The following is a 21,526-nucleotide window of genomic DNA, read 5'->3' on the forward strand; positions in this document are numbered from 1 at the left end:
TTTCTAACGGAGGAATTACTTTGGATCGGTTACAACAATTGCTAAATAATTTGGAAATTATTCAATCCACACATGCAGAAGATGCTTGTATAGTTTTAGCAGACACTGAAAAGGTCATAGGTTACATCCCTGGCAATACAATTGATCTTAAGATCCCAATTGGCGCTACTGCGGATAATTTTAAAGGGACTGTGACTCACAATGCTTTAATCACTGGCGAGCCCCAAAAGGAAGAACGTGATTCAGAAATTTTTGGTGTTGCCTATATTTCAACAGCAACCCCTATTATAGAAAACAATGAAATAATAGGCGTTATTTCTACTATTGTTTCAAACAATAAAGTGGATGTATTACGAAAAGGAGCACAAAAACTAACTGGTGTTAGTGGTGAATTAGCTACTACATCAGAAGAGGTAACAAAAGTAACGGAACAGATCGCAACTGAACTAAAAGAACTTGATGAAAAAACTACTTTTCTAAGAGATGAAATCAAAAAGATAGAGGAAATATTGGGTATTTTAAAGAAAACAGCAGCTAGATCCCGTATTTTGGGTCTAAATGCTTCAATAGAAGCTGTCCGTTCCGGGGAACATGGAAAGGGCTTTGCTGTGGTAGCTAAGGAAATAGAGAAAATGGCGGAAAATAATAGAGAAACTGTTGAAGGTGTAGAGCCACAATTAAAAGGGATGGTAGCTAATCTAGAAAAAATCATCACCAACATTCAACAAATTTCTTCAGATTCTCATGAACAAGCAATAAAGATGGAAGCATTCAATAAAGCGTTTGAACAAATTGTAAACACTGCTTCAGAGTTAAACTTCCAGGCAACCAGAATATAAAACCCGAAGGCATCCATTGCTAGGATGCCTTCTTTCGTTATATCTGTCGCAGTTATTTCCGTAATCTTAGCTTCCCTACCAATCACACAATCTCTTCAAAAAAACAACTAATTTAAGCCCGAGTTCCCCTTATTTGTTTCTTGAACTCCTCTACTTCAACAGTTGGCAGATGTGCTACTATTAAATCCACGGTCTCTTCAAGCAAAGTCTCTAAGTCTCTAACACTTTGTTCTGTTTGATTGTTAATAATGTTAAATATTCTTTTCTCTAGGTCCGCAGGCTTACGCTCAAGTTGATCGATGGTATAGGTAAGCCACTTAAACGCTGGGTGCACAACATACCTACCGTTTAATCCATGAAGGATTAGTAATATCTTTTCAATGCTGTCCGAGGCCACCTTCTGATAAATGAAGAAATCCCCTCGGTGGATAAACGCATCTCTCGCTGTCCATCTGCTGCTAAAAAACAGCTGACATTCTACCATTTTCACTTGCAATTCATTTGGATACGTTTGTACCCTCTTCTTAAGATCTATCACTTTTTCCAGTCCGAATAAGGGAATTCCATCTTGAATCGATGAAACAATCAGCTGTTTCTCAATTTCCGTCTCCATACTTACAGTTACATCACCTATGAATCTCTTAATAGTCTCGTAAAGAAAATTGCTAACTTCTATTTTTATCCCGTTAACGCTATATGCTTCTGACCACTCTTCATCTTCAAAATCAAAGAAAGATAAAATTTTTCCATCCAATTGTGAAATAGTCTGTTTCCGTTCAGCATCGGTTGGGCCATCTTCCCATAGCACATAAATTTCGATATCCGAGAATTCATCGCTCAAGTTTCGTGAAACCGAACCGGCCATCATAACGGAGATTACTTTGTTGTTTTTCCCATAAACCGTTGCTATATCTCTTGCTACCACTTCTAGTTGATTCATTCATTTTCTCCTTAAATATCACTTTTTCGGTGGACGCGGTCTTTTGACGAGTTCTCCGCCACAATTAGGGCATACAGCGTCCATTTCTTCCGTGCAATCATGGCAAAAAGTGCATTCGTAAATGCAAATATACGCTACTCCTTCGTCCTGTACGGATTTATTACATTTCTCACATATTTTTCTCATTTCCAAAGCCATCTCTAACACTCCTTTTTATGATTTTTCTTCATCAACTTTGCAATTTGCAGCTGGTCGGATTCTTGAGAGAGCTCTAGCTGCTTAATCACCAAATCCTGACGTTCGACCGAATGGTTTTGACTTAATTTTGCTTTTCCTTCTATTTCAGTAATTTTGATTCTAAAAGCTACAATTCCTTTACTCATCCCATCAATAAAGTTTCTATCAATCTCTTTGAATCGATAAGAGCTGCCTGGCTTTTCGTACTTATCTACCATGCTAAAAAGAGCATCATAGATTTCTTGTTCCTCGTGTAAAATCTCCACTTGTCCGTAAACATGAACCGCTACATAATTCCACGTTGGAACGGCTTGGATGGATTCGTACCAACTAGGGGAAATATATGCGTGGGGCCCCTGAAACGTAACGAGTACCGTCTGATTTTCAATGTCCTTCCAGTGTTCATTCGGACGAGCAAAATGCCCGTATAATACTCCTTCTTCTTTTTCTAACAATAACGGTAAATGTGTGGCATATGGCCTGCCGTTATGCTGTGAAAAAAGCGTGGCAAAGCTATTTTTTTCAATGATATTATAGATAATTTCAAGATCGTCTATTTTGAAATGTTTAGGAATATACATTTTGCACCTCATTTGGCTAAAATTCGATCACCTTTACTAGTCGGCTGCGATATGACTAAGAATTCCACGTCGCTGCTGGATTCATTAAACATTTGGTGCGGGATGTGTGGGGGTACTTCGATCCCCTCTTGTGGTGTTAGGGTGAATTGTTCCCCATCCACTTCTATCGTTGGATTTCCTGATAGAACAAAGAAAAATTGTCGTGACTGTTGATGATAATGCCGTACCTCTGATGTTTGACTCGGCATTCGTTCATGGATAACACTGAGTTCCTGCTGATTGACCAGATGCCACCCATCACACTGACTCCCCCATGTGTAATGCTCCGCATTATGTTTGCTTATTTTCATTGTAGATTCTCCTTTTTACAGGCTATTCTATAAAAAATTGTTGTATCTAGTACAATCACGCTTCTGAAACCACAGATTATAGTATTAAATTACACTTTTTAAGAAAGTTTTTGATTTATCAGCGAATTTTTGGCTTTTAGCGAATTTCGGATTTTATCAGCGAATTTCGGATTTTATCAGCGAATTTCGGATTTTATCAGCGGATTTAAGAATTTATCAGCGAATCTTTAAAAGGAGATACTTTTAAATAAAAATAACTATTAAAAAAGGCATTAAAAATAATCACATTCCATTAATCAGTGAACTAAACCTCGACCAAGATATATTACGACCGGTGATGACGATTGCCACCTTGTTCTCCGCGGCCTCTAATGCTGCCAGCCTCGCCTCCTCAATCTTATCAAAAAATGTAATTAAAGCACCAATTTGTTCCAATGCCTTTACTTTACTAGAATCTGCTTCCTTTGGTAAATACTAGTGGGGGAATGTTTAGTTGATGAGCCACATAGGCCAAACCAATCCCATGATTACCGGCAGAAGGAGCAATCACTCCCCGTTCTCGTTGCTCTTGATTTAAGGTTAATAGCTTATTAAAAGAGCCACGCGCCTTAAAGCTTCCAGTTACCTGCAGATTTTCTAACTTCAAATAAATGTTCGCAGCAAATAAACTGCTTAATTCCCAATTGTATTCCAAAGGGGTATGACGAATGTATGGTTGAATCCGTTCGCGAGCTTCTTTGATATCCTCTAAATTGAGAATATTATGCATCATAAACCCCATCCTCCTTGTCAGACAGTTTTTCCTTTTTCACAAAAAGGTTTGCTAAACTCCTAGATTTAGACCCTTTCCAAGTAAGAGCAAAGGGTAGGATTAACCCCATACTGATAGCAAGATATCCGTAAGTAAGGCCCACTTCACCAATAAAGGCAATCAAAAGTGACATCATAATCGATACAGTCAAACTAACAAACGTAACAGATGTCATCACCCTGCCAATCAACTTCTCCTCCACTTGTTCAAACAGCAATAGTCTAGTGAGCACTTTTACCATCCCAATGAACATTCCCATCATCAGATACATGATGAAGGCAAAGGGCACACTGGTTGTTAAGCTAAATAGCACGGTTGATAAAGCCGTTAATGAAATGGCTGCTAGGACCACCCGTGAAATGGCTTGGTTTTTTACCCAAAGAGTGCATAGGATAGCAGAAATAAGACTACCGATTCCAGCTCCACTCTCAATGATTCCCAGTGAAATTCCATCACCTTTGAGCGTTTGATAATTAAAAGGAGCAATCAGTGTATTAATAGAATAGAAGAATGGCAGCACCATGCTGGTGGCCAAGGCAAAATAAAGGACTTTTTTATTTATAAAAATATACTTCCATCCCTGTACCAGCTCTGCTATATATTGCTTAAGGGTAGGTTTCCCCTTTATGTCGTTTGTTGCTTTGTCACCCTTAGTGTTGATACCAACAAATAAGAATCCTGCCAAAATATAAACTAAACTTGCTGTAAAAATTGATTCGGTCGTGCCTAGTCTATCCATTAACATTCCAGCAATGATAGCAGATGCCAACAGCCCCAACTGCCATGCCCCCTGTACGAGGGAAATTCCTTGTTTGTATTCTTCTGGACTCAGGATTTCCTTTAAGATACTTTCTTTGAGTGGTTCTATAATAAACCAGATCATATAACTTAATAGAATAGAAACATAGAAAATAGATACTCGAAAAAAACCCAAAGCCACGCTAGCCGGGATAATGACAATGGTAAGAAAACGCAAAAGATTACATAGAAATGCCAGCTTGATTTTATTAAAACGGTCAATTAACACACCTAGAAATGGAGCAAGGACAACAGAAGGGAATAAAGTGAACACAAGTAGTTTTCCAATCTCGACAACCGATTCCGTCTTTTCAAGAACCATAACGATTGCGGTTAATCCATAGATTCCTTCCCCTAACACCCCAAACAAGGCAGCAAAGAAAAAGAAAAGAAAAGATTTATTTTTAAACAAAGAAAGATTACTCTTCATCCAACACTCCTCCAACGATTACTTTACATTAAGCATATTGGAGAAAAAGAAGGAATGGTAATACAGGATAGTCATACCTTCATAACGAAAAGTTATTAGACTAATTATAAAATTAATTTTACAATTAAGGAATATTTTAACATTATAAATGATGAAATGAGGGAAACCTATGAATAAACAAATACATAGTTCATTAAAGGTGTTACTAGTTTCAGATTTGGAAAAATCCAAGAAATTTTACGCAGATGTGCTAGGCTGTGAAGTCACAGATTGGTGGGCCATTCGCGATGGTTTTACAGGATTAGGGATAAAATTACTTCAAGCAAATGCACCTGAAGACGTCCACCCTAACAGGCCGGCAAAGGGATACCAACTACCCGTAGCCGATATTTATTGCTATGTAGAGAATTGGACTGCCTTAGATGAACTATATGAAGAGTTTAAAACAAAAGGAGCTAAAGTGATTATTGAGCCCTGGATTGACCCTCAGTCAGGACCATGGAAAGAATTTGCCATCGTTGATCCTGATAACTATTGTCTTGCATTTGGTGGTACAGACAAATAGCCTTCATTTTTCAGATAGAGATAAAAAGCCTTGTCTCTCTAAAACGGGACAAGGCTTCATTTATATTTCCTCTAGTGTCCAAATCACCATTCGGTAAATAAAATAGATACCCAAATAAGCTCCGGTTAATAAGAATAGTGGATTTAAGAATATGCCATGGATATTGGTCATGAATACCGTATCATCCTTTATGATTTCGTATATAGCTACGGATGAAATATTACCAAAAACAAGTGCCGATAAGATTGCGACTATATTAATTAACAAGCGTAGTTTTGGCTGAACTTTTTGCAAGATAGCCAAAAGCAGGGGTGCCAGAATACTTCCAATAATTAATATGAATTTCATAAAAAATATCACCTCCTTACCATATTTGCCATTGTAGGGAGGTTAAAACCAAGCTTCGTGCATTCCTTGTAAAAAATATTTGGTAATAGGAAAACCAGCGCTCTCTCCTATAACTGAATCAATACAACAATACGGACACATCGCTGTGTGTAATAATTTGAAACTATTGTGAAAGTTTATTATTTGGTTTCTTGTTCCCTATAACCGCAACTGTACGAAATTGCCTAGAATTTGGCCCCTCTACTAAAGTTACCTCTTGAAATCCACTTTTGTTAGCACTAGGAATTAATTGATCTTCAATCATATTTTTTACCCCCTCCCATACCTCACCATGTTTGCCATCACATAAAGTAACTACAAAAAATCCTCCCGGCTTTAATACCCGGTAAATTTCTAAGAACGTCTCAGCTATGTTATCCCAAAAATAAATCGTATGTATGCTAAATACTTTGTCAAAGTGTTCATTTTGACAAGGGAGCTTTTCTACATTTGCATGAACCAATTTAGCTCTTTCTTCATCTATGGCTTTTTTATTTCTAAAGGCCGCGGACCGAATGACAGTAGCTGAAAGATCCAAACCTACTACTTGAGCTGCTAATGTTTGTTCGAGAATCAATTTCATTGCATACCCTGCACCACAGCCTAGTTCTAATACGCATTCTCCCTGAGCAACTTTTAATAACTCAAGTGTCCATAACGTTTCCAGCTTATGCTGCCGCACCATCTTTTCTCCGAAATAGGTTCCTATTAGTCCTCGAGGCTTGCTATACTGACCATCAATAAATTCCTTCACCCGATTAATTAATGCCATACTTTCTCCTTTATCCACTCCATTAAGATTAGGTCATTATTAAGTTTTTTTATTTTTCTAAAACCACACTTCTCATAGCAAGAAATTGCTCGACTATTCTTAGTCTTTACCTCTAACACAACCGTAAAGGCACCTTTAGTCTTACTAAGATATCTTAGCATCAATACAATCATTGAAGTACCCAGCCCTTTCCCCCATAACTCCGTCTCACCAATAAATTGATCTATTCCAAAGATATGTTGTTTTAAAGGGTATCCGTATGTCTTCATTTCTGTTTCTTGAACTTCGTAGTATTGGATATATCCTATTGATTTGTTGTTGAATTCTACAATACAAGGACTAACATAATGTTTTCCTTCAATTCTAGGTCCATATTTTTCTAAAACTTCATCTTGGTTTAACGGACGCTCTTCATAATATTGTATTACCTTCGGATCATTTAACCACGAAACCATCTTTTCAAGGTCCTCATGAGTCATCACTCTAATAAGTAATTCATCATTCCTTATCATGTTCCTTCACCCTTTGTTCGCTGACCCTAATCCTTTTGCGCAAGTCCTCTTCCAATTAGATTCGCAGAAATGGGCTTTTTCCCCACTTCTCTCGCCCAAATCGATATTTGTCCAATATGGTGGATTTCATGGACGAGCGCATGTCGCATGACCTCGCCCCAAGTAAATGTCTCCACAGTTCCATCGGGTTCGGGAAGAGTTAGAATTCTTTCCTCCATACTTGCATTCCATGAATTCACAAATCCCCGGACATCTTGACGAAATAATTCATTCAGCTCACGGATTTTCTCTAAACTTTGGTACTCCTCAAATTTCTCTTGAAAATCTGGCTGTCCCTGTAATAAGCGAATCCAGCTCCACTCCACATCGATAATATGGAAAAGTGTATGTAAGATTCCACCTACCCCTCCCGTTCGGACACGAAGCAATTCCTCCAACGGAACATCTCCACACCATGAGAGCCACTCTTCTCTGACCTGCCAATTGTATCGGAATAGTGTTTGCATTTTTTACCCCTCCATATAATCCTTTATTTAATTCTGATAGGCCACATTCGTGATTGGATACCTTTTTTTCATCTGAATACAATCTCTTTTAAAGTAATGACCCAATATGTTCCCACCCATAAATAAGCTCATTAAACTCCTCGCCACCCATTTCTATCTTAATGGAATCGATCCTTTTGCCCCCTAGAGCTTCATAGAAAAGCCGGGAATTATTATCTTCGAGCACACATACAAGCATGGAATTAATCTGTTGGTCTTGAAGTTCTTTGATAATTGGTTTTACTAACGCTTTGCCTAGCCCTCTGCCCTGATACTCTTTTAAAATATAAATCGCATATAATTCACCCGAAAAACCAGGGTATTCTCCTGATCTTTCTTTTCCTCCAGATGAAAAACCAACGATAGTACCATCAATATTATCGGCAACATAAACACCGCCGTTTGGTATGATACTATTCCACATTTCCTCACGTTTTTCATAGGACAATTGATTTAAATAATCCTCAGCAACAATATTTGCATACGTAGTCCGCCATGAATCCACGTGGACTTTCGCTATTCCCTTTGCATCGGATAAAACAGCTTTTCTTATATTCATAAACACACCTCATTTATGATCTTTTCGAAAAATAAACCTGAAACATTTAAATTCCTCAATGGCCTTTAACATTCCTGCACGATTTTTTTAGAAATGGACAAACTACAGAAAGATAGTTTGTGAACCTAGAGGTGAAAGTAATGAAACAGATTGTTTTTATCAGACATGGGCAAAGTCTTTATAATTTAGAGAACCGCTTTACTGGCTGGACAGATGTTGACCTTACTGATTATGGCTACAGCGAGGCGAGAGAAGCTGGAGCTATTTTAAAGAAACATGGGTTTATCTTTGACGTAGCACATACTTCGGTTTTAAAAAGAGCCATTAGAACATTATGGATTCTGCTTCATGAGATGGATCTTATGTGGATTCCTGTATATAAATCCTGGAGATTAAACGAAAGACATTATGGCGCTTTGCAAGGGATGAATAAAGATGAAGTTATCGCGCATTATGGGGAAACACAAGTCAATGAATGGAGACGTTCAGCCAGCATCCGACCTCCATTCATATCACCAGAGGGTCATGCTATAGATCAAAAAGAACCTAAATTTGCGCAAATTAATCCAGACAAAATTCCTCTCGCAGAAAGTCTTCTAGATACAGAAAAACGAACCTTAGTGTATTGGAATAATAAAATTGTTCCAAACTTGCAAAACAATGAACGGGTCATTATTTCTGCACATGGGAATACATTAAGGGCACTAGTAAAATATCTCGACAACATTCCCGATGATGGGGTCGTGAGTCTCAATATTCCTAATAGCATTCCTCTTGTCTACGAGTTAGACGATGATTTACATCCAATCAGGCATTACTATCTTGACCAGTATGGCGAGGTCCCCGAAGGTACAATCCCACGTCATATGGATTTGAATAATCCTGAAACACACGATTGGATTGGCTAGTTCTATACCATAGCAACCCAGTCTAATAATTTTACCAACCTTTTCTATTTCGTAACGAAGTAATATGTGCAAGATGATGTTGCCCATGCCAAGCGTAAATGCCAATATTTTTCCCCACAGACACTTCTCCTGATTCTGGATGAATGAATGTTTTTTCAAGTTCACTAGTGGTTAAGGTGCGAAGGAGGGTCACCCAGCGTTTATGCAGAGCATCGAGCAATGATAATGAAATAATAACTGGCAATGCAGAATCGGGAAGCTCTGCCCATCTCTCTTGCTCATAAGGTTTGATAATCGGTTTGTCCTCTGTGAGAGCTAATTTAAAGCGTGCATATGCATTCAAATGACTGTCCGCCACATGATGTACTACCTGACGAACAGTCCACCCTTCCAATCGATAAGGTGTATCTAGCTGATCATCGTTTAAATCAAACACTGCATCGCGCAGTAACACTGGCAACTTTTCAATATCATTAATCCAATTTTCTATGATGCTCTTCGTTATTTGACCTTCAAATTGAAATTTTCCAATTGGATAGTTTGCCTCCATCAAATCCCCCCTAATCTTCGAATTCTTCCTAAGTACTCATATTCGCCTTGTAAGGATATCATACCATCTTTCTATGTGGTTGCATGTTCTTTATGTGAAATTTAATGTATAATATAGGAAATTAATTTCACGATAAGATGACGGCTCATTTAAAGGAAGATAGAACATGATGAAAGATATAATTGAATTTAAAAGACAACAGCTATATCAAACAATTGGTCTTGTAGGGCTAACTTCTGATGAGACCCTCAAAGTTAGTCAGGAACTGGAAAGCTTGATGAACTTTCACTCTAAAGTCAATCGTCCATATACACTCAAGAGGACAAATCAGGCGATGGTCCACAACAATTTCATTTATAATATATTAGATGTTTCCTCAAAGGAAAAACTTGAGCTCCCTTTCGGCATCAGCGAAAATATCCTTGCTACCAACGATTGGTTTCGGATTGATTTTGCCAACACCTTATTAGAAGCCCTTTCTGAACGTCATGGTGCTGAAGTATTGGAAGCCATAGGTGAGGCAGTTCCCGTTCACTGTATTTTTCCAGATACCGTTCAGAGCTTTGAGCAATCGTTGCTGCACTTAAATCACATTTTTCATCTTAACCATAAAAGTTCTTCCTATATCGGTGAGTACCTGCCTTTTATGGATATAAAGAATGAGATTCAATTGTTCTGTCACACACCAGATTACTCTTCCTCCTTTAATTACGGAATAATTAAAGGGTTAGCAAAAAAATTCAACCAACCCTTAAAAATGAAAGTAATAGATAATGGAATGGGCGGACAATTTAAGATTATTGGTTGATATGAAAAATCCCTCTTGATTAGAGGGGTTTTTTCTAATATTCACCACAGTTGACAAGTCTTTTACTTAGCAATTCTTATAATAAAAGATCGTTGCAGCTAATTCACCATTGGCTGATTTCGCATAGTTCGGAATTCGTCCCGCTTGAGTATAACCTAACGAACTATAGAGTTTATTAGACGGATCTCCTTCTCTTGTATCAAGAACAATTAATGTTCTCTCCATTTGTCTTGCAGTTTCCTCAGCCTTTTCCATCAGTAAACGACCGATTCCGTTACGACGGTATTCTGGGTGTGTCATTAATTTCGCTATTTCTGCCCTATGGCTTCCATTCTGTTTCGTCGATAGGTGTAACTGAATACTTCCCACAATATGATTGTTTAATTTAGCCACAAATAAAATAACATCTGGGCTAAGAACGGTTTTCCAATAGTTTGCTGCATCTTGTTTCCACATAGGTGGCAAAAAGCCTATTGAGGCTCCTTCATCTACTACCTTTACTAAAAGCTCTGAAAGCTCATCAAGATGTTCTTCAATCAACGTTAGTTCTTCTATTTTCACTTCGGTTCACCTCTTTATGAAGTTCATATAATAAGCTAGACGAGATTAGGTTAATAAGGTTTCTTTTCTATTTCTTAAATAACCGTTCTACCTCGATTTTTAATTCATCAAGCAATTGAAAACTAGACTTTTGGCCAAGGCTTTCTATTACATGGGTATAGTACCACTTTTGTTGCTCTTTCCCCCGTTTAAATCTACCCCAAACCTGATCACCGAATTGTTCAATATCGCCAGCAATTGATCTGATATTATGCAGTTTATCCGCACAAGCTACGACCCGTATTTCTTCGGGAGCGGATGCTAGGTACTCAATCGTATGCTTCTTTCGGTCCTCCCAAGAAAGAGATTTATCAGGCTCTGAACATCCCTCTACTATTTGAGCAATATTCCTGCCAAACAATTGCTCGATATCTTGTAAGGATAGAATGGTATCCTCAACGGTATCGTGTAATATTCCAGCTGCCACCATTTCTTCACTGTAGCCCGCCTTCATTAAAATCATCCCTACTGCTACTGGGTGAGTGATATAAGGAATGTCCGTCCCTTTCCTATACTGTTTCTCGTGGGCCTTAGCAGCTGTTTTTAACGCTTTTTCAATAACATCCACACGTTTTCCTTCTCTCTATTCATTTTTTGGTGCTGTAAACTCAATATTTTGTGCATCTGCTTGTGCTGGTGAGGATTCTCTGATTCCACCTTTAATCCAAACGACGATCTCTTGTCCTTTCACATATTTAGAAATATCTCCATTTTCATGTAATGTGACCCAGACTAGCCCTTCCTTTTTGTCTTCCATTAATATCCGCTTATTATCGTAATCCACTTCTGTAATGACACCCTTTAGATCAACCTTTCCTTTTACCGCATGGTCCCCATTACAACCTAATAAACCCACACTTACAAGCAGCAACCACAGCAAGAGTAATTTTTTCATAGTGGAATTCCTCCCTATTTATAATTACTAGTATTCTGTTTTAGACCAAAAATCTCCTGTTGTTTCTAATCAGGCCGCCAATCTATGCGATTAGCGGCCTCTGTTTACATCTATTTATTCAATTCTTCTGTAAGCAGTTTAATAGCTTCCATTACGCTTTTTACATTTTCTTCATCATTCATGTTATTTCTAGCATGGAGCAGGACGGGGCGAACCGACTCTACGGAGCGACCAAACTCATACATCCATTCATAGCGGGGGACCATCCAGGTGTGGAAATGGTGGGTAGTATCTTCATTATAAAAATAGTAAACATATTCGATACCTAATACTTCTCGTTGTGCTCTTCTAATCTTTGTAAGTAGATTTATGTAATCAAGCTTTTCTTCTTCCGTTAATTCATCAAAACATTTGATATGGCGCTTAGATGCTAGTATGATTAGCCCTTTGATCGGATAGGCGACATCCTGATGTGCATGGAAATGTTCCGTTTCCACGACGACTCCCCCATCAGGCTCAATCATTCCGCTTGTTAATGCACAACTTAAGCATTCAACCTCTACTGTATTCCCGTTCGATAATGTTATTTTTCTCATAAACGTTCCCCTTTCTCCCCATTCAATTGGCTTCCTATAAAAATATGCCGTTAGTCATCATATACCAAAAGTCAATTTTAGTAAAATATTAGAAAAAAACCCTAAAAATTCAAATAGGGTTAGGTTTCTTCTATAATAAAAAAATCAATCGAACATTAGCCGATAAGCCTTCACAATAATTCCGTCTCCTGCAGGTTCAAAGTCGAATTGCGGCAAACGCTCAAAACCGAGTCTTTCATACAGTCTCTGAGCACTTTCCATAAATTCTCCGGTATGTAACCCAATAGATGCATACCCTTTCTCCTTAGTCCTACGAATACATTCTGCAATTAACGCAGTTGCCACACCTTTTCCTCTTGCTTCCGGTGTAACAGCGAGCATACGAATTTCAGGATAGTCTTGCGCATCTATATACCCGTTGTATGCATCCGTTTTAGCTGGGAACAGAGCCACACTGCCTAAGATTTCCCCATCTAATTCAGCTACGATTCTTTCTACTCCTGGGTTCATATCAGCTTCTAAAGAAATCGATTGCTTAAGCGCTTCCCAATGTCTTTCAGGAATATACTGTGCATGTTCTTTGTAGGAGTTAACTCTTTGTTCTCGAATGAATACACCTTCATCCTGTTTCGCATCACGTATCTTCATTGGTCCACCTGCTTCCATCTTGTTTAACCTTCAGTTAATGAGGAATTTTTCCGTTTTATTACTTAATAATTCACGACCGTGCACCGAGTGGAGACCTGAAAGATCTGGACCCTTCGGAAGGATATTTTGCCCTTTCTGATCATTGCTGGCAATATGGTGTGATAAATGATAATGCCTTTTTATTGCATCAAAATCAGTCGTATCTCCGAATCCAGGTGTTTGATAGAGGTCTTTTAAATAACCCCAAAGATTAGGAAAATCAACAATACGATTCCGATTAGCTTTAAAAGCCGAATAATAAGCTACATCAAATCGGACTAACGTAGCATATAGCCGTACATCAGCATCCGTAATAAAATCTCCAAATAAAAAACGTTTGAATGCAAGTTGCTGCTCCAATTCATCTAATCTACGAAATAAGATGTCATACGCTTCTTCATAAGCTTCTTGTGACTGAGCGAAACCGCACTTATACACCCCATTGTTTACCTCATGAAAGATTACATCATTCAATGCATCAATTTCATTCCGTAAATGCTTTGGGTATAAATTTGGAGCATTTTCCTTGTGAAATGGCTCCCACACAGTTTCTAGATAGTTTGTAAGTTTAAAATAATCATTGTTGACGACTCTTTGATCCATAATATCTATCATCACTGGAACTGTTGGCCGTCCTGTGTAATCAGGGTCTGTCTTAAGGTACAATTCACTCATATAGCGCACACCCAATACTGGGTCCACACCGTCTGGATCTAATGAGAACTCCCAGTCTACATGGGGGAGTTTAGGTCGTATTGGGCTTGCCGTTCCAAGACTAATAACCTCTTCTAAACCTAGTATTCTTCGAACAATTACTGACCGGTGTGCCCAAGGACAAACGGCAGACCATAATAGCCGGTACCTTCCTGCCTCAACTGGAAGCTCGCCATCCTTCATCCCAAATGGAGTCGTAAAGCTATTCTTTTGGCGTTTAAACGCACCATCTGAGGAGATCTCCTGAATCGTCTCTTTTTTTTCGTTAAGTGACATTTTATTAACCCCTCCATATTGAGCATATAAGTTACACTCATTTTAACTATTATATGGTTGGAAACGGAAGCAATAACATGAAATGTTTGATTAGTTTTTTATAGACAAGGAAGCTGATTAATAGAAAAATAAAAATAGAATAAACCTGCTATATGAAAGCAGAAATTGACAGGATTTAATATTCTTCGGTTGTTAGCATGTAATTAAAGGAGTGAGCTTTATGGGATGGGTTGAATCGTTGCAGAGAGCTATTGACTTTATGGAGGGGCACCTGCTTGATGAGATTTCAATTGAGGAGATAGCAAAGCAGGCGCATGTATCTGAATTTCACTTTCAACGAACGTTTACGATTTTAACAGATGTTTCTGTAGGCGAATATCTTCGTCGAAGACGTTTAACGCTCGCTGCTCAGGAATTATCTACTACAGACAGCAAAATCATTGATATCGCCCTGAAATTTGGTTATGACACTCCGGAGGCTTTTTCAAAAGCATTTCGCAGACAGCATGGACTGACGCCGAGCCAAGCACGAAATCATTCGGGAAAGCTGAAATCATATAACCGCCTGGCCATCCAGGTAACATTGAAAGGAGCAGAACCGATGAATTACAAGATTATCGAGAGAGACGGTTTTAAAGTAATTGGAGTCAAGAGAGAGTTTTCATGTATTAATGATGAGAATTTAAAGGAAATACCTAAAATGTGGGAGGATGTTCATGCAGATGGAACCAACGATCGTCTTGTTCAACTGAACAATGGCCAGATTAAAGGTGTCCTTGGTGTTTGTGTGGATAAACGGGAAGGTTTAGCGCCGGAAAAAATGGATTACTGGATTGCTACGGAATATGAGGGTGATATTCCTAACGGTTTTTTACAGCTAGATATCCCAGCTGCAAAGTGGGGAGTATTTGAAGTTCATGGGCCGATGCCAGATGCGATGCAAAATGCATGGAAACAGATCTTCTCAGAGTGGTTCCCCTCCAGTCAATACGAGCATTCGGGTACACCTGAATTAGAGGTATATTTTGATGGGGATCCTTGGGGACCTGGTTATTACTCTGAAATTTGGATTCCGTTAAAATAGTACAGATTGCAACAAATGATGTAATAAAAACGGCAGCTTATGGCTGCCGTTTTTATTATTGATCACACGCTTCCCCTCTCAACTTGTCTCAATCAGAATGTCAGTTTATACATTCTGATTTCCAACAAATCTTCTTCTTACAAACCAAGCAATGGCTCCAAAGGTAATGAGTAAAGCACCAATTAACAATAAATTATAAGTATTAGTTGAAGTCTTTGGTAAATGACTGCTATTTGTTTCTGATTTATGATTCGAATCGGTTCCTTCTCCGCTATTCCCCTGTCCACTCTGATCGCTTCCATGACCATCATCTGGATCTGAAGGATCTGAAGGATCAGGATTCTCATCTGTTCCTTTAGTGAATGACCAAATATCTGAGACAGCTTTTCCAGTATAGTCATCCTCAGCAACAGCATACCAAGAGTAGGGCTGATTCTCCGCCAAACCTTTCCAGTCAGCTTGAGCGATTGATCCACTTGGAACATTTTCAGCCTTTCCAATTTCGGAATCCGTATAAATATTTACCGTAAAGTAATCGGTAGCAACCCGTTTTTGCTGCGGCTGCAAGTCCACATTTATGTCCCGCTCATCCTTGTCAGGAAATTCACTTGGATCATAGTAATTATAATCATCCAAATAAGGTGAATAGGTATTGATAATAATTTTATTATTCTTTTGATCAAAATGAAGCATCTTCATATATCCTTGTCCGCCTTCAGGTCCACCTTGATAATCTCCAAGCATCTGGTAGACTTGGCGGTCAGGTACACCGTCCCCATTATCATCAATTGGATCTATAAGTGTCTCTGAATCGTGATAATGACCACTAAGTACGGCAATCACATTTTTATTTGGTTCAACAAGCTGACTATAAATTCTATTCGCTAATGGACTGCGGTTTCCGGAAACAAGGAGATATTCATGAAAGTTCAGTATTGCTTTTCGATGTGGAAACTGCTTTAATACATCACTCATCCATTGAATATCCTCATCTTGAACTCCCCAGCCCATGTATAACATAATATAGTCATTTCCATTGGCCGAGATTAAGTCATAGTGACCTCGGTTGTTTTTATAGGAACCGCCATAGTATGGCTTATCCTTGAATCGGTCCTCACCAAACCACTGATAAAAATGGGTATAATCACTCGTCTTATGATCGACGTCATGGTTTCCTGCTAAGACACCATATGGAATATGATTATCATCCAACACTTTCATGAAGGTATCGGCATCCTGCCATTGGTATTCCTGGTCAGCCTCATCCACGATATCTCCCGTATGGAATACATATTTTATTTTCATCTCATCCTGCTTTTCAGCAATCCATTTCGTCATTCGATCATAAATCCATGGATAGCTTTCCGCATAGTATTGAGTATCAGACATCCACACAAACGTATAATCATATTGATCTGGAGAAGTTGGAATTTCATCCTGAATCATGACATTAATTTTGTGATCTTTTACAAAATCACGAACTGCTACATTTCCTCTTAATTCAAAGTCATCCTGACCTGCAATCGTATATTGAATCATCGACCAGTCATTTTTATTATGGTTCCAAGCATACATGGACACTTTTCTGCCCGGTAAAGACTTTCCTTTCCAATCCAATTCCACTAAATCGGTTTCATCGACAGTATCATCAACTATTACTTCAAAACGTTGATATGGAAACTGAGTGTTGGAATCCGTGACTAGGTATTGCTGATCCGCTTTCGAGACAAGCGAGATATCTTCACTACTAAAGGATTGTTCACCCTCAGGAACCATTGTTTTTGGCGGTTCCGTATCGGCTGCATTCTTAAATGCTTTTACATTATTTGTTTTGCTGGCATCATATTGGAAACCTTTAAAGAATGTAACGTTCAAATCATCATTAGTAGGATCCGTAACTTTTACCTTTAAGGTTGGATCCCCATTTACGGCTTCCTGTGTCCCATCCGCTGGTGAAACAAGCTCAGGTTTATTAGGATTTTCATTTGGAACAGTGAAATGAATCATTTTCTCTTCCTTGTTACCAACTTTATCAAATGCCGCGATAAAAAGAGTATGCTCACCAGGTGTCAGCTTTGATGAAGTTGTATCGTATGGAACAGTGATATCATTCTCATCTAACTTGACTTGAAGAGTCTGAACACCAGCGATTTCATCCGTTGCCTCCGCAGTGATTTTAAATGCCCCTTTGTATTCCTTTCCTTCTTCAAGGTTTGTTGTGATAACGGGTGCTGTATTGTCAACTAATACTGAAGCACTTACCTCTTCATCCATATCTTGAACCTTGATCACATGCTCTCCATCAGAAACCTTTCTTGTATCCCATTTGTATGTGATGGAAGGAGCATTCCCTTGTGTTAACGTGAACGTGAAATCTTCAAATGGACGATAGGTGCCATCATCACCCATATCGTAGGTTTTATTTGGATCGCTTTTCGCTGGATCTCTTAAAATCGTTCCATCCGACAATACTAATCTAGCATTACGAATATTAAAGTCATCACGGTTTTCTTCTGATTCCTCTAATTGGAATGGTGAAGCCTTATTTCCAGCCCGGACCGTAATCACATTTTCACCAAGATTGAGTCGATCGGCATCAATCGGTACCGTAATTGTATCCCAATTATTGATAGTGTCATCAAAGATACGAAGGATATCATCTCCCATAGTGACTCCATTTTGGAAGAAGGTGTTTACTCCGCTTACTTCAAAAGCAAAATAGGCCTCATGTTCTGCTGACTGGTACGTGTTTTCCTTCTGTTCAGATCCATCAATAAATAATTTCAGCTTATCAGGTGAATCTACCTTTGATGTACCTTTGAGAATTTTTTCTTTTGAAAGAATATCGCCATTCTTCACATTTAATCGCAAATCAGAGTCGTCATATTCACTATTAATGGTGATTTTGTACGTATCACTTGTTACTTCGTTTACACCATCTGAAGCCACAAAGTAATATTCCACATATGTCTTTCCAATAATTTCAGGAGAGTAAATCGTATAGTGATACATCGTATCATTAAAATCTTCCGATAAAAGTGCCTTAGTGAATTCAGATTGCGTATTCGTGCGGTAGAATAAGGCAACTGATTTGACGCCTACATCATCTGAAGCATCAGCCACGATATTAATGTTATCTTTTTGATCCACTTCTGTAACACCTGTCATGTTTTCAATGACAGGTTTAGTAGCGTCGTCCTGCAAATGAACTGGTTGAACAGGTACTTGAGAAGATTCGATTGTTCCTGGTGTAGCGTCCTTTACACCCATTTTTGTTAGTTTAGTTGATCCATCAAGCGGATATTTGTAGACGATTCCTTTATTTGGCTGAGTATCATCTACATTGGCTTCATCATAGTAGTAAGAGACTGCTAATTCTTTTTTTGTATTGGTTGCTACTACTAATCCCCTAGTTGATGAATTGGCCATTCCCGCACTGTAAATTTTAACAATGTCTTTGTTTTCCACTAGGCTTGAGCCGTAGTTGGCATTGAAATCAGCCACTGTTTTATTCGTATTTTGATCATTAATAATCCAAAATACGAGCGTTTTCTTTGAAGGAATCACCACATCATCTGGTACGGAAGGCCAAATAACGTCCGTTGTAGGATCCGTCCCGTATCTGTATTGAAGTTTGTAATCTTTGAAGTTTACATCCTTATCTGTATTGTTATAGACTTCAATAAATTCATATCCATCTGCCGAACCCACATTAGTAGAATCAGGTACTACTTCTGTCACTAGGAAGGCTGGAATTTTGTTGAAATCAACGGTTGATTTCTTCACTTTAATGATTACTTCATCCGTTTTTGAACTATTTGTACCATCAGAAGCCTCGATATAGTACGTAAGATCAGATTCCACATTTGCACCCGGAATTTCTACAGAATACTTAGAAGGATTATCTTCCTTTGCATTCATAGCTAACGACGTATAGCTTTCATCGCCCTCTTTTTTATAGTATAGAGTAACAAAGGGTATTGCCAGATCATCTGTTACCGTTGCTTCTACTTTCACTGTAGTAAAAGCATCGCTTTCTGTGACAGGTGTATGGCTAATCACTGGTGCTTCTTCATCCTTTGGCTGCTCATCAAGATTCACTGGTTTTGTCGGAACCTGAACAGGGTCTGTTGTACCTGGTGTTGGTGCTGCTAAAGCTCGAAACTTATCCATTACGGTACCAGAGGCAGGAAACTTATATTCAATCCCATTACCAGTGTTATCGTTGTCCGTGCCAAGATAGTTGGCAGAAACAATCTCTTTACTCGCCATATCAGTGATAACAAGTGCGCGGTTTCCAGAGTTCGCAAACCCAGGGAATACATCCTTAAATTCCATCACTTGATCGCTCGTTAAATTCAGACCATAGTTGCTATTAAAATCTGCTAATGTCTTGTCACCATTATTAAACCATAAGACTACTGACTTCTGTGTCTCTATTGTTGTATTTGGTACTTGAAATGGTAAATCTGCTTTACTTCCATCCGTATAACGGTAAATAAAAGAATACTTGTCTAGAGAAAGCGGTTGATTGGTATTGTTGTAGAGTTCAATAAACTCGTAGTAATCCGTTCCCCCACCTTTTGAATTTGGTGATAGCTCCGTGATTAGTAGCGGAATATCGCTATATGTATCCTCCTTCACTTTTACAATAATCGTATATTCTTCAGTTTTAGTACTATTTGTACCATCCGATGCTTCAATATAATATGTAATATTTGCTTTTACATTTGTACCTGGAAGTTCAACCGTATACTTTGCTGCATCCGCTGAGCTAGGATTCATCTCTAGGGATGTAAACTGAGCATCGCCCTCATTCATATAATAAACGGTCGCTTTTTGAACAGCTTTGTTATCGGTAATGGTTGCTTCAATGGTTACTGGTGAAAAAGCACTGCTTTCTGTTACAGGTGTATGGTTAATCACAGGGGCTGTCGTATCTTCTGGAACAACGTCAACAGTAACGGGTTTTTCAGGAACTTGGGCAGTCTCAATCGACCCTGGTGTTGGAGCGGCCAAAACTCGATATTTTTCCATCTCCGTCCCTGTTAATGGATATTTGTATTCAATCCCTGCGCCATTGTTATCATTTTCTGTACCTAAAAAACTAGCAGAGATGATTTCCGTTCCTGCCTGATTTTTAATAACGAGGGCACGGTTACCACCATTTGCAAAACCAGGGAATACATCTTTAAACTCCACTACCTGGTTAGCGGTTAAGTTAAGACCATAATTGGAATTAAAATCTACTAATGTTTTGCCGCCATTATTAAACCAATAAACAATCGTTTGTTGCGGTGCGATGGTAACATCAGGCACTTGGAACGGCTTTTCTACACCCGTGTCAGTATATTTGTAAACAAAAGAATAATTAGCCAATGAAACGGGTTGATTACTATTATTATAGAGTTCAATAAACTCATAATAGTCTGTCCCCGTTCCCTTTGAATTAGGAGATAATTCGGTAATTAAAAGGTGAGGATAACTATTGAAATCCTCTTCAGATAAAGTAATTGGCTGAGCAGCCTCTTTGCCCGTTGATTGATTTTCAACTGTAGTTGTTGATGTTTTCTCGTTTTCCGAACTAGGTTGTACGTTGATTTTGTTTGCGTCAGGTTGTGTGGAATCTGTTGACGTCTCATTTGATTGTGGCGCTTGATCAACTGGCGTTTCTTGGCTTACAGGCATATTTTCGCTTTTTGATGTTTGATCTGTTTCAATCAACTCACTTTGACTTTTGTCAATTGAAGGATCTTCAACTGTTATTTCTTCTGCATAAGTCCTATGGGACGGCGCTGCAAAGCTTAAATTTGATAGTATGATGGAAAACATGCATACTAACACACCTAGCGACCGTGCTTTTTTTAAAACTTTTCTCCTACTCATGTGGTACCTCTTTTCCCTTTTATTCGATAACACCTCCATTCTACCTAGACATTGTTAAGTGGTTTTAAAAACAATATAAATTTTTCGTATATTTTGTAAATTAAAAATTTATATTTTTTTACATTAACTTTATAGTCCTTTAACGATTGTTCAATAAAATAAGACGTATTGGATTATTAAAAAAGGGGATCTGCGC

Annotated in this window: 25 protein-coding genes; 5 read left to right on the forward strand and 20 right to left on the reverse strand. The window is 38.4% G+C overall.

The features are described 5' to 3' along the window. Nucleotides 1–20: 20 nt before the first annotated feature. Nucleotides 21–839 carry a methyl-accepting chemotaxis protein gene (locus AA0X95_RS26090; protein ID WP_413303413.1) on the forward strand — a complete coding sequence of 273 codons (819 nt, stop codon included), beginning with the start codon at nt 21–23 and terminating at the stop codon, nt 837–839. Nucleotides 840–951: 112 nt separating this feature from the next. Here AA0X95_RS26090 and AA0X95_RS26095 read toward each other — a convergent pair whose 3' ends face one another. The 7 genes from AA0X95_RS26095 to AA0X95_RS26125 all read right to left on the reverse strand — a co-directional run bounded on the left by AA0X95_RS26095 (nt 952) and on the right by AA0X95_RS26125 (nt 4,986). Next, a complete protein-coding gene (locus tag AA0X95_RS26095; protein ID WP_413303416.1) occupies nt 952–1,779 on the reverse strand; it encodes a DUF4037 domain-containing protein in 828 nt (275 codons plus the stop codon). A gap of 18 nt (nt 1,780–1,797) precedes the next feature. Then, nucleotides 1,798–1,977, reverse strand: coding sequence for a DUF1272 domain-containing protein (locus tag AA0X95_RS26100; RefSeq protein ID WP_413303418.1), 180 nt, complete (start codon nt 1,975–1,977; stop codon nt 1,798–1,800). Nucleotides 1,978–1,979: 2 nt separating this feature from the next. Then, a complete protein-coding gene (locus AA0X95_RS26105) occupies nt 1,980–2,597 on the reverse strand; it encodes an FMN-binding negative transcriptional regulator (RefSeq protein ID WP_413303421.1) in 618 nt (205 codons plus the stop codon). An 8-nt stretch (nt 2,598–2,605) separates the two neighbouring features. Beyond that, nucleotides 2,606–2,947, reverse strand: a complete 342-nt coding sequence (locus tag AA0X95_RS26110) for a cupin domain-containing protein (RefSeq protein ID WP_413303423.1) — start codon at nt 2,945–2,947, stop codon at nt 2,606–2,608. A gap of 282 nt (nt 2,948–3,229) precedes the next feature. Then, complete coding sequence (locus tag AA0X95_RS26115) at nt 3,230–3,382, reverse strand: hypothetical protein (protein WP_413303426.1); 153 nt, start codon at nt 3,380–3,382, stop codon at nt 3,230–3,232. A 13-nt stretch (nt 3,383–3,395) separates the two neighbouring features. After that, a complete protein-coding gene (locus AA0X95_RS26120) occupies nt 3,396–3,719 on the reverse strand; it encodes a pyridoxal-phosphate dependent enzyme (RefSeq protein WP_413303428.1) in 324 nt (107 codons plus the stop codon). After that, a complete protein-coding gene (locus AA0X95_RS26125; RefSeq protein ID WP_413303430.1) occupies nt 3,709–4,986 on the reverse strand; it encodes an MFS transporter in 1,278 nt (425 codons plus the stop codon). The genes AA0X95_RS26120 and AA0X95_RS26125 overlap by 11 nt, the downstream gene beginning before the upstream one ends. A gap of 169 nt (nt 4,987–5,155) precedes the next feature. Between AA0X95_RS26125 and AA0X95_RS26130 the strand changes: the two genes are divergently transcribed. Next, nucleotides 5,156–5,551 (forward strand): VOC family protein, encoded by a 396-nt coding sequence (locus tag AA0X95_RS26130; RefSeq protein ID WP_413303432.1) that lies wholly within the window; start codon nt 5,156–5,158, stop codon nt 5,549–5,551. Between the two features lie 60 nt (nt 5,552–5,611). Here AA0X95_RS26130 and AA0X95_RS26135 read toward each other — a convergent pair whose 3' ends face one another. The 5 genes from AA0X95_RS26135 to AA0X95_RS26155 all read right to left on the reverse strand — a co-directional run bounded on the left by AA0X95_RS26135 (nt 5,612) and on the right by AA0X95_RS26155 (nt 8,326). Continuing rightward, entirely contained in the window at nt 5,612–5,899 is a 288-nt protein-coding gene (locus AA0X95_RS26135; RefSeq protein WP_413303434.1) for a transposase, read from the reverse strand. 163 nt (nt 5,900–6,062) lie between these two features. After that, nucleotides 6,063–6,710, reverse strand: a complete 648-nt coding sequence (locus AA0X95_RS26140) for a class I SAM-dependent methyltransferase (protein WP_413303435.1) — start codon at nt 6,708–6,710, stop codon at nt 6,063–6,065. Further along, nucleotides 6,701–7,222 carry a GNAT family N-acetyltransferase gene (locus AA0X95_RS26145; RefSeq protein ID WP_413303438.1) on the reverse strand — a complete coding sequence of 174 codons (522 nt, stop codon included), beginning with the start codon at nt 7,220–7,222 and terminating at the stop codon, nt 6,701–6,703. The genes AA0X95_RS26140 and AA0X95_RS26145 overlap by 10 nt, the downstream gene beginning before the upstream one ends. 26 nt (nt 7,223–7,248) lie before the next feature. After that, the gene (locus AA0X95_RS26150; protein WP_413303439.1) at nt 7,249–7,728 is read right to left on the reverse strand and encodes a DinB family protein; all 480 of its coding nucleotides are present in this window, start codon (nt 7,726–7,728) and stop codon (nt 7,249–7,251) included. 88 nt (nt 7,729–7,816) lie between these two features. Beyond that, nucleotides 7,817–8,326: an N-acetyltransferase family protein gene (locus tag AA0X95_RS26155; protein WP_413303442.1), complete on the reverse strand. Its 510-nt coding sequence runs from the start codon at nt 8,324–8,326 to the stop codon at nt 7,817–7,819. 140 nt (nt 8,327–8,466) lie between these two features. Here AA0X95_RS26155 and gpmA point away from each other — a divergent pair, with 140 nt between their 5' ends. Continuing rightward, a complete protein-coding gene (gene gpmA / locus AA0X95_RS26160) occupies nt 8,467–9,234 on the forward strand; it encodes a 2,3-diphosphoglycerate-dependent phosphoglycerate mutase (RefSeq protein WP_413303445.1) in 768 nt (255 codons plus the stop codon). A gap of 31 nt (nt 9,235–9,265) precedes the next feature. Here gpmA and AA0X95_RS26165 read toward each other — a convergent pair whose 3' ends face one another. Beyond that, on the reverse strand, nt 9,266–9,787 hold the full coding sequence (locus tag AA0X95_RS26165; RefSeq protein ID WP_413303447.1) for a YfiT family bacillithiol transferase: 522 nt from the start codon (nt 9,785–9,787) through the stop codon (nt 9,266–9,268). Nucleotides 9,788–9,950: 163 nt separating this feature from the next. Between AA0X95_RS26165 and AA0X95_RS26170 the strand changes: the two genes are divergently transcribed. Then, nucleotides 9,951–10,592 (forward strand): aspartyl-phosphate phosphatase Spo0E family protein, encoded by a 642-nt coding sequence (locus AA0X95_RS26170; RefSeq protein ID WP_413303449.1) that lies wholly within the window; start codon nt 9,951–9,953, stop codon nt 10,590–10,592. Nucleotides 10,593–10,658: 66 nt separating this feature from the next. On the opposite strand, the gene AA0X95_RS26175 is transcribed toward AA0X95_RS26170, so the two are convergent. From AA0X95_RS26175 to AA0X95_RS26200, 6 genes are all read right to left on the reverse strand, one after another. Continuing rightward, a complete protein-coding gene (locus tag AA0X95_RS26175; protein WP_413303452.1) occupies nt 10,659–11,153 on the reverse strand; it encodes an N-acetyltransferase family protein in 495 nt (164 codons plus the stop codon). A gap of 67 nt (nt 11,154–11,220) precedes the next feature. Further along, entirely contained in the window at nt 11,221–11,760 is a 540-nt protein-coding gene (locus AA0X95_RS26180) for an HD domain-containing protein (protein ID WP_413303455.1), read from the reverse strand. Between the two features lie 15 nt (nt 11,761–11,775). After that, nucleotides 11,776–12,087, reverse strand: coding sequence for a DUF3221 domain-containing protein (locus AA0X95_RS26185; protein WP_413303457.1), 312 nt, complete (start codon nt 12,085–12,087; stop codon nt 11,776–11,778). A 110-nt stretch (nt 12,088–12,197) separates the two neighbouring features. Further along, a complete protein-coding gene (locus AA0X95_RS26190; RefSeq protein ID WP_413303460.1) occupies nt 12,198–12,683 on the reverse strand; it encodes an HIT family protein in 486 nt (161 codons plus the stop codon). A gap of 144 nt (nt 12,684–12,827) precedes the next feature. Continuing rightward, nucleotides 12,828–13,331: a GNAT family N-acetyltransferase gene (locus tag AA0X95_RS26195; RefSeq protein ID WP_413303462.1), complete on the reverse strand. Its 504-nt coding sequence runs from the start codon at nt 13,329–13,331 to the stop codon at nt 12,828–12,830. Nucleotides 13,332–13,361: 30 nt separating this feature from the next. Beyond that, nucleotides 13,362–14,360, reverse strand: a complete 999-nt coding sequence (locus AA0X95_RS26200; protein WP_413303465.1) for a glutathione S-transferase family protein — start codon at nt 14,358–14,360, stop codon at nt 13,362–13,364. Between the two features lie 220 nt (nt 14,361–14,580). On the opposite strand from AA0X95_RS26200, the gene AA0X95_RS26205 reads away from it, so the two are divergent. Beyond that, on the forward strand, nt 14,581–15,444 hold the full coding sequence (locus AA0X95_RS26205; RefSeq protein ID WP_413303468.1) for an AraC family transcriptional regulator: 864 nt from the start codon (nt 14,581–14,583) through the stop codon (nt 15,442–15,444). A 105-nt stretch (nt 15,445–15,549) separates the two neighbouring features. On the opposite strand, the gene AA0X95_RS26210 is transcribed toward AA0X95_RS26205, so the two are convergent. Then, nucleotides 15,550–21,330 carry a lamin tail domain-containing protein gene (locus tag AA0X95_RS26210; RefSeq protein ID WP_413303471.1) on the reverse strand — a complete coding sequence of 1,927 codons (5,781 nt, stop codon included), beginning with the start codon at nt 21,328–21,330 and terminating at the stop codon, nt 15,550–15,552. Nucleotides 21,331–21,526 lie beyond the last annotated feature (196 nt).

This window comes from Neobacillus phoenicis (assembly GCF_047302305.1).
Lineage (GTDB): Bacteria > Bacillota > Bacilli > Bacillales > Cytobacillaceae > Neobacillus.

Bases quoted from the DNA above. Each gene is read 5' to 3' on its own strand.
- AA0X95_RS26095 (WP_413303416.1), bottom strand. From the start codon at position 1,779: ATGAATCAACTAGAAGTGGTAGCAAGAGATATAGCAACGGTTTATGGG.
- AA0X95_RS26100 (WP_413303418.1), bottom strand. From the start codon at position 1,977: ATGGCTTTGGAAATGAGAAAAATATGTGAGAAATGTAATAAATCCGTA.
- AA0X95_RS26105 (WP_413303421.1), bottom strand. From the start codon at position 2,597: ATGTATATTCCTAAACATTTCAAAATAGACGATCTTGAAATTATCTAT.
- AA0X95_RS26110 (WP_413303423.1), bottom strand. From the start codon at position 2,947: ATGAAAATAAGCAAACATAATGCGGAGCATTACACATGGGGGAGTCAG.
- AA0X95_RS26120 (WP_413303428.1), bottom strand. From the start codon at position 3,719: ATGATGCATAATATTCTCAATTTAGAGGATATCAAAGAAGCTCGCGAA.
- AA0X95_RS26125 (WP_413303430.1), bottom strand. From the start codon at position 4,986: ATGAAGAGTAATCTTTCTTTGTTTAAAAATAAATCTTTTCTTTTCTTT.
- AA0X95_RS26130 (WP_413303432.1), top strand. From the start codon at position 5,156: ATGAATAAACAAATACATAGTTCATTAAAGGTGTTACTAGTTTCAGAT.
- AA0X95_RS26135 (WP_413303434.1), bottom strand. From the start codon at position 5,899: ATGAAATTCATATTAATTATTGGAAGTATTCTGGCACCCCTGCTTTTG.
- AA0X95_RS26140 (WP_413303435.1), bottom strand. From the start codon at position 6,710: ATGGCATTAATTAATCGGGTGAAGGAATTTATTGATGGTCAGTATAGC.
- AA0X95_RS26145 (WP_413303438.1), bottom strand. From the start codon at position 7,222: ATGATAAGGAATGATGAATTACTTATTAGAGTGATGACTCATGAGGAC.
- AA0X95_RS26150 (WP_413303439.1), bottom strand. From the start codon at position 7,728: ATGCAAACACTATTCCGATACAATTGGCAGGTCAGAGAAGAGTGGCTC.
- AA0X95_RS26155 (WP_413303442.1), bottom strand. From the start codon at position 8,326: ATGAATATAAGAAAAGCTGTTTTATCCGATGCAAAGGGAATAGCGAAA.
- gpmA (WP_413303445.1), top strand. From the start codon at position 8,467: ATGAAACAGATTGTTTTTATCAGACATGGGCAAAGTCTTTATAATTTA.
- AA0X95_RS26170 (WP_413303449.1), top strand. From the start codon at position 9,951: ATGATGAAAGATATAATTGAATTTAAAAGACAACAGCTATATCAAACA.
- AA0X95_RS26185 (WP_413303457.1), bottom strand. From the start codon at position 12,087: ATGAAAAAATTACTCTTGCTGTGGTTGCTGCTTGTAAGTGTGGGTTTA.
- AA0X95_RS26190 (WP_413303460.1), bottom strand. From the start codon at position 12,683: ATGAGAAAAATAACATTATCGAACGGGAATACAGTAGAGGTTGAATGC.
- AA0X95_RS26195 (WP_413303462.1), bottom strand. From the start codon at position 13,331: ATGAAGATACGTGATGCGAAACAGGATGAAGGTGTATTCATTCGAGAA.
- AA0X95_RS26200 (WP_413303465.1), bottom strand. From the start codon at position 14,360: ATGTCACTTAACGAAAAAAAAGAGACGATTCAGGAGATCTCCTCAGAT.
- AA0X95_RS26205 (WP_413303468.1), top strand. From the start codon at position 14,581: ATGGGATGGGTTGAATCGTTGCAGAGAGCTATTGACTTTATGGAGGGG.
- AA0X95_RS26210 (WP_413303471.1), bottom strand. From the start codon at position 21,330: ATGAGTAGGAGAAAAGTTTTAAAAAAAGCACGGTCGCTAGGTGTGTTA.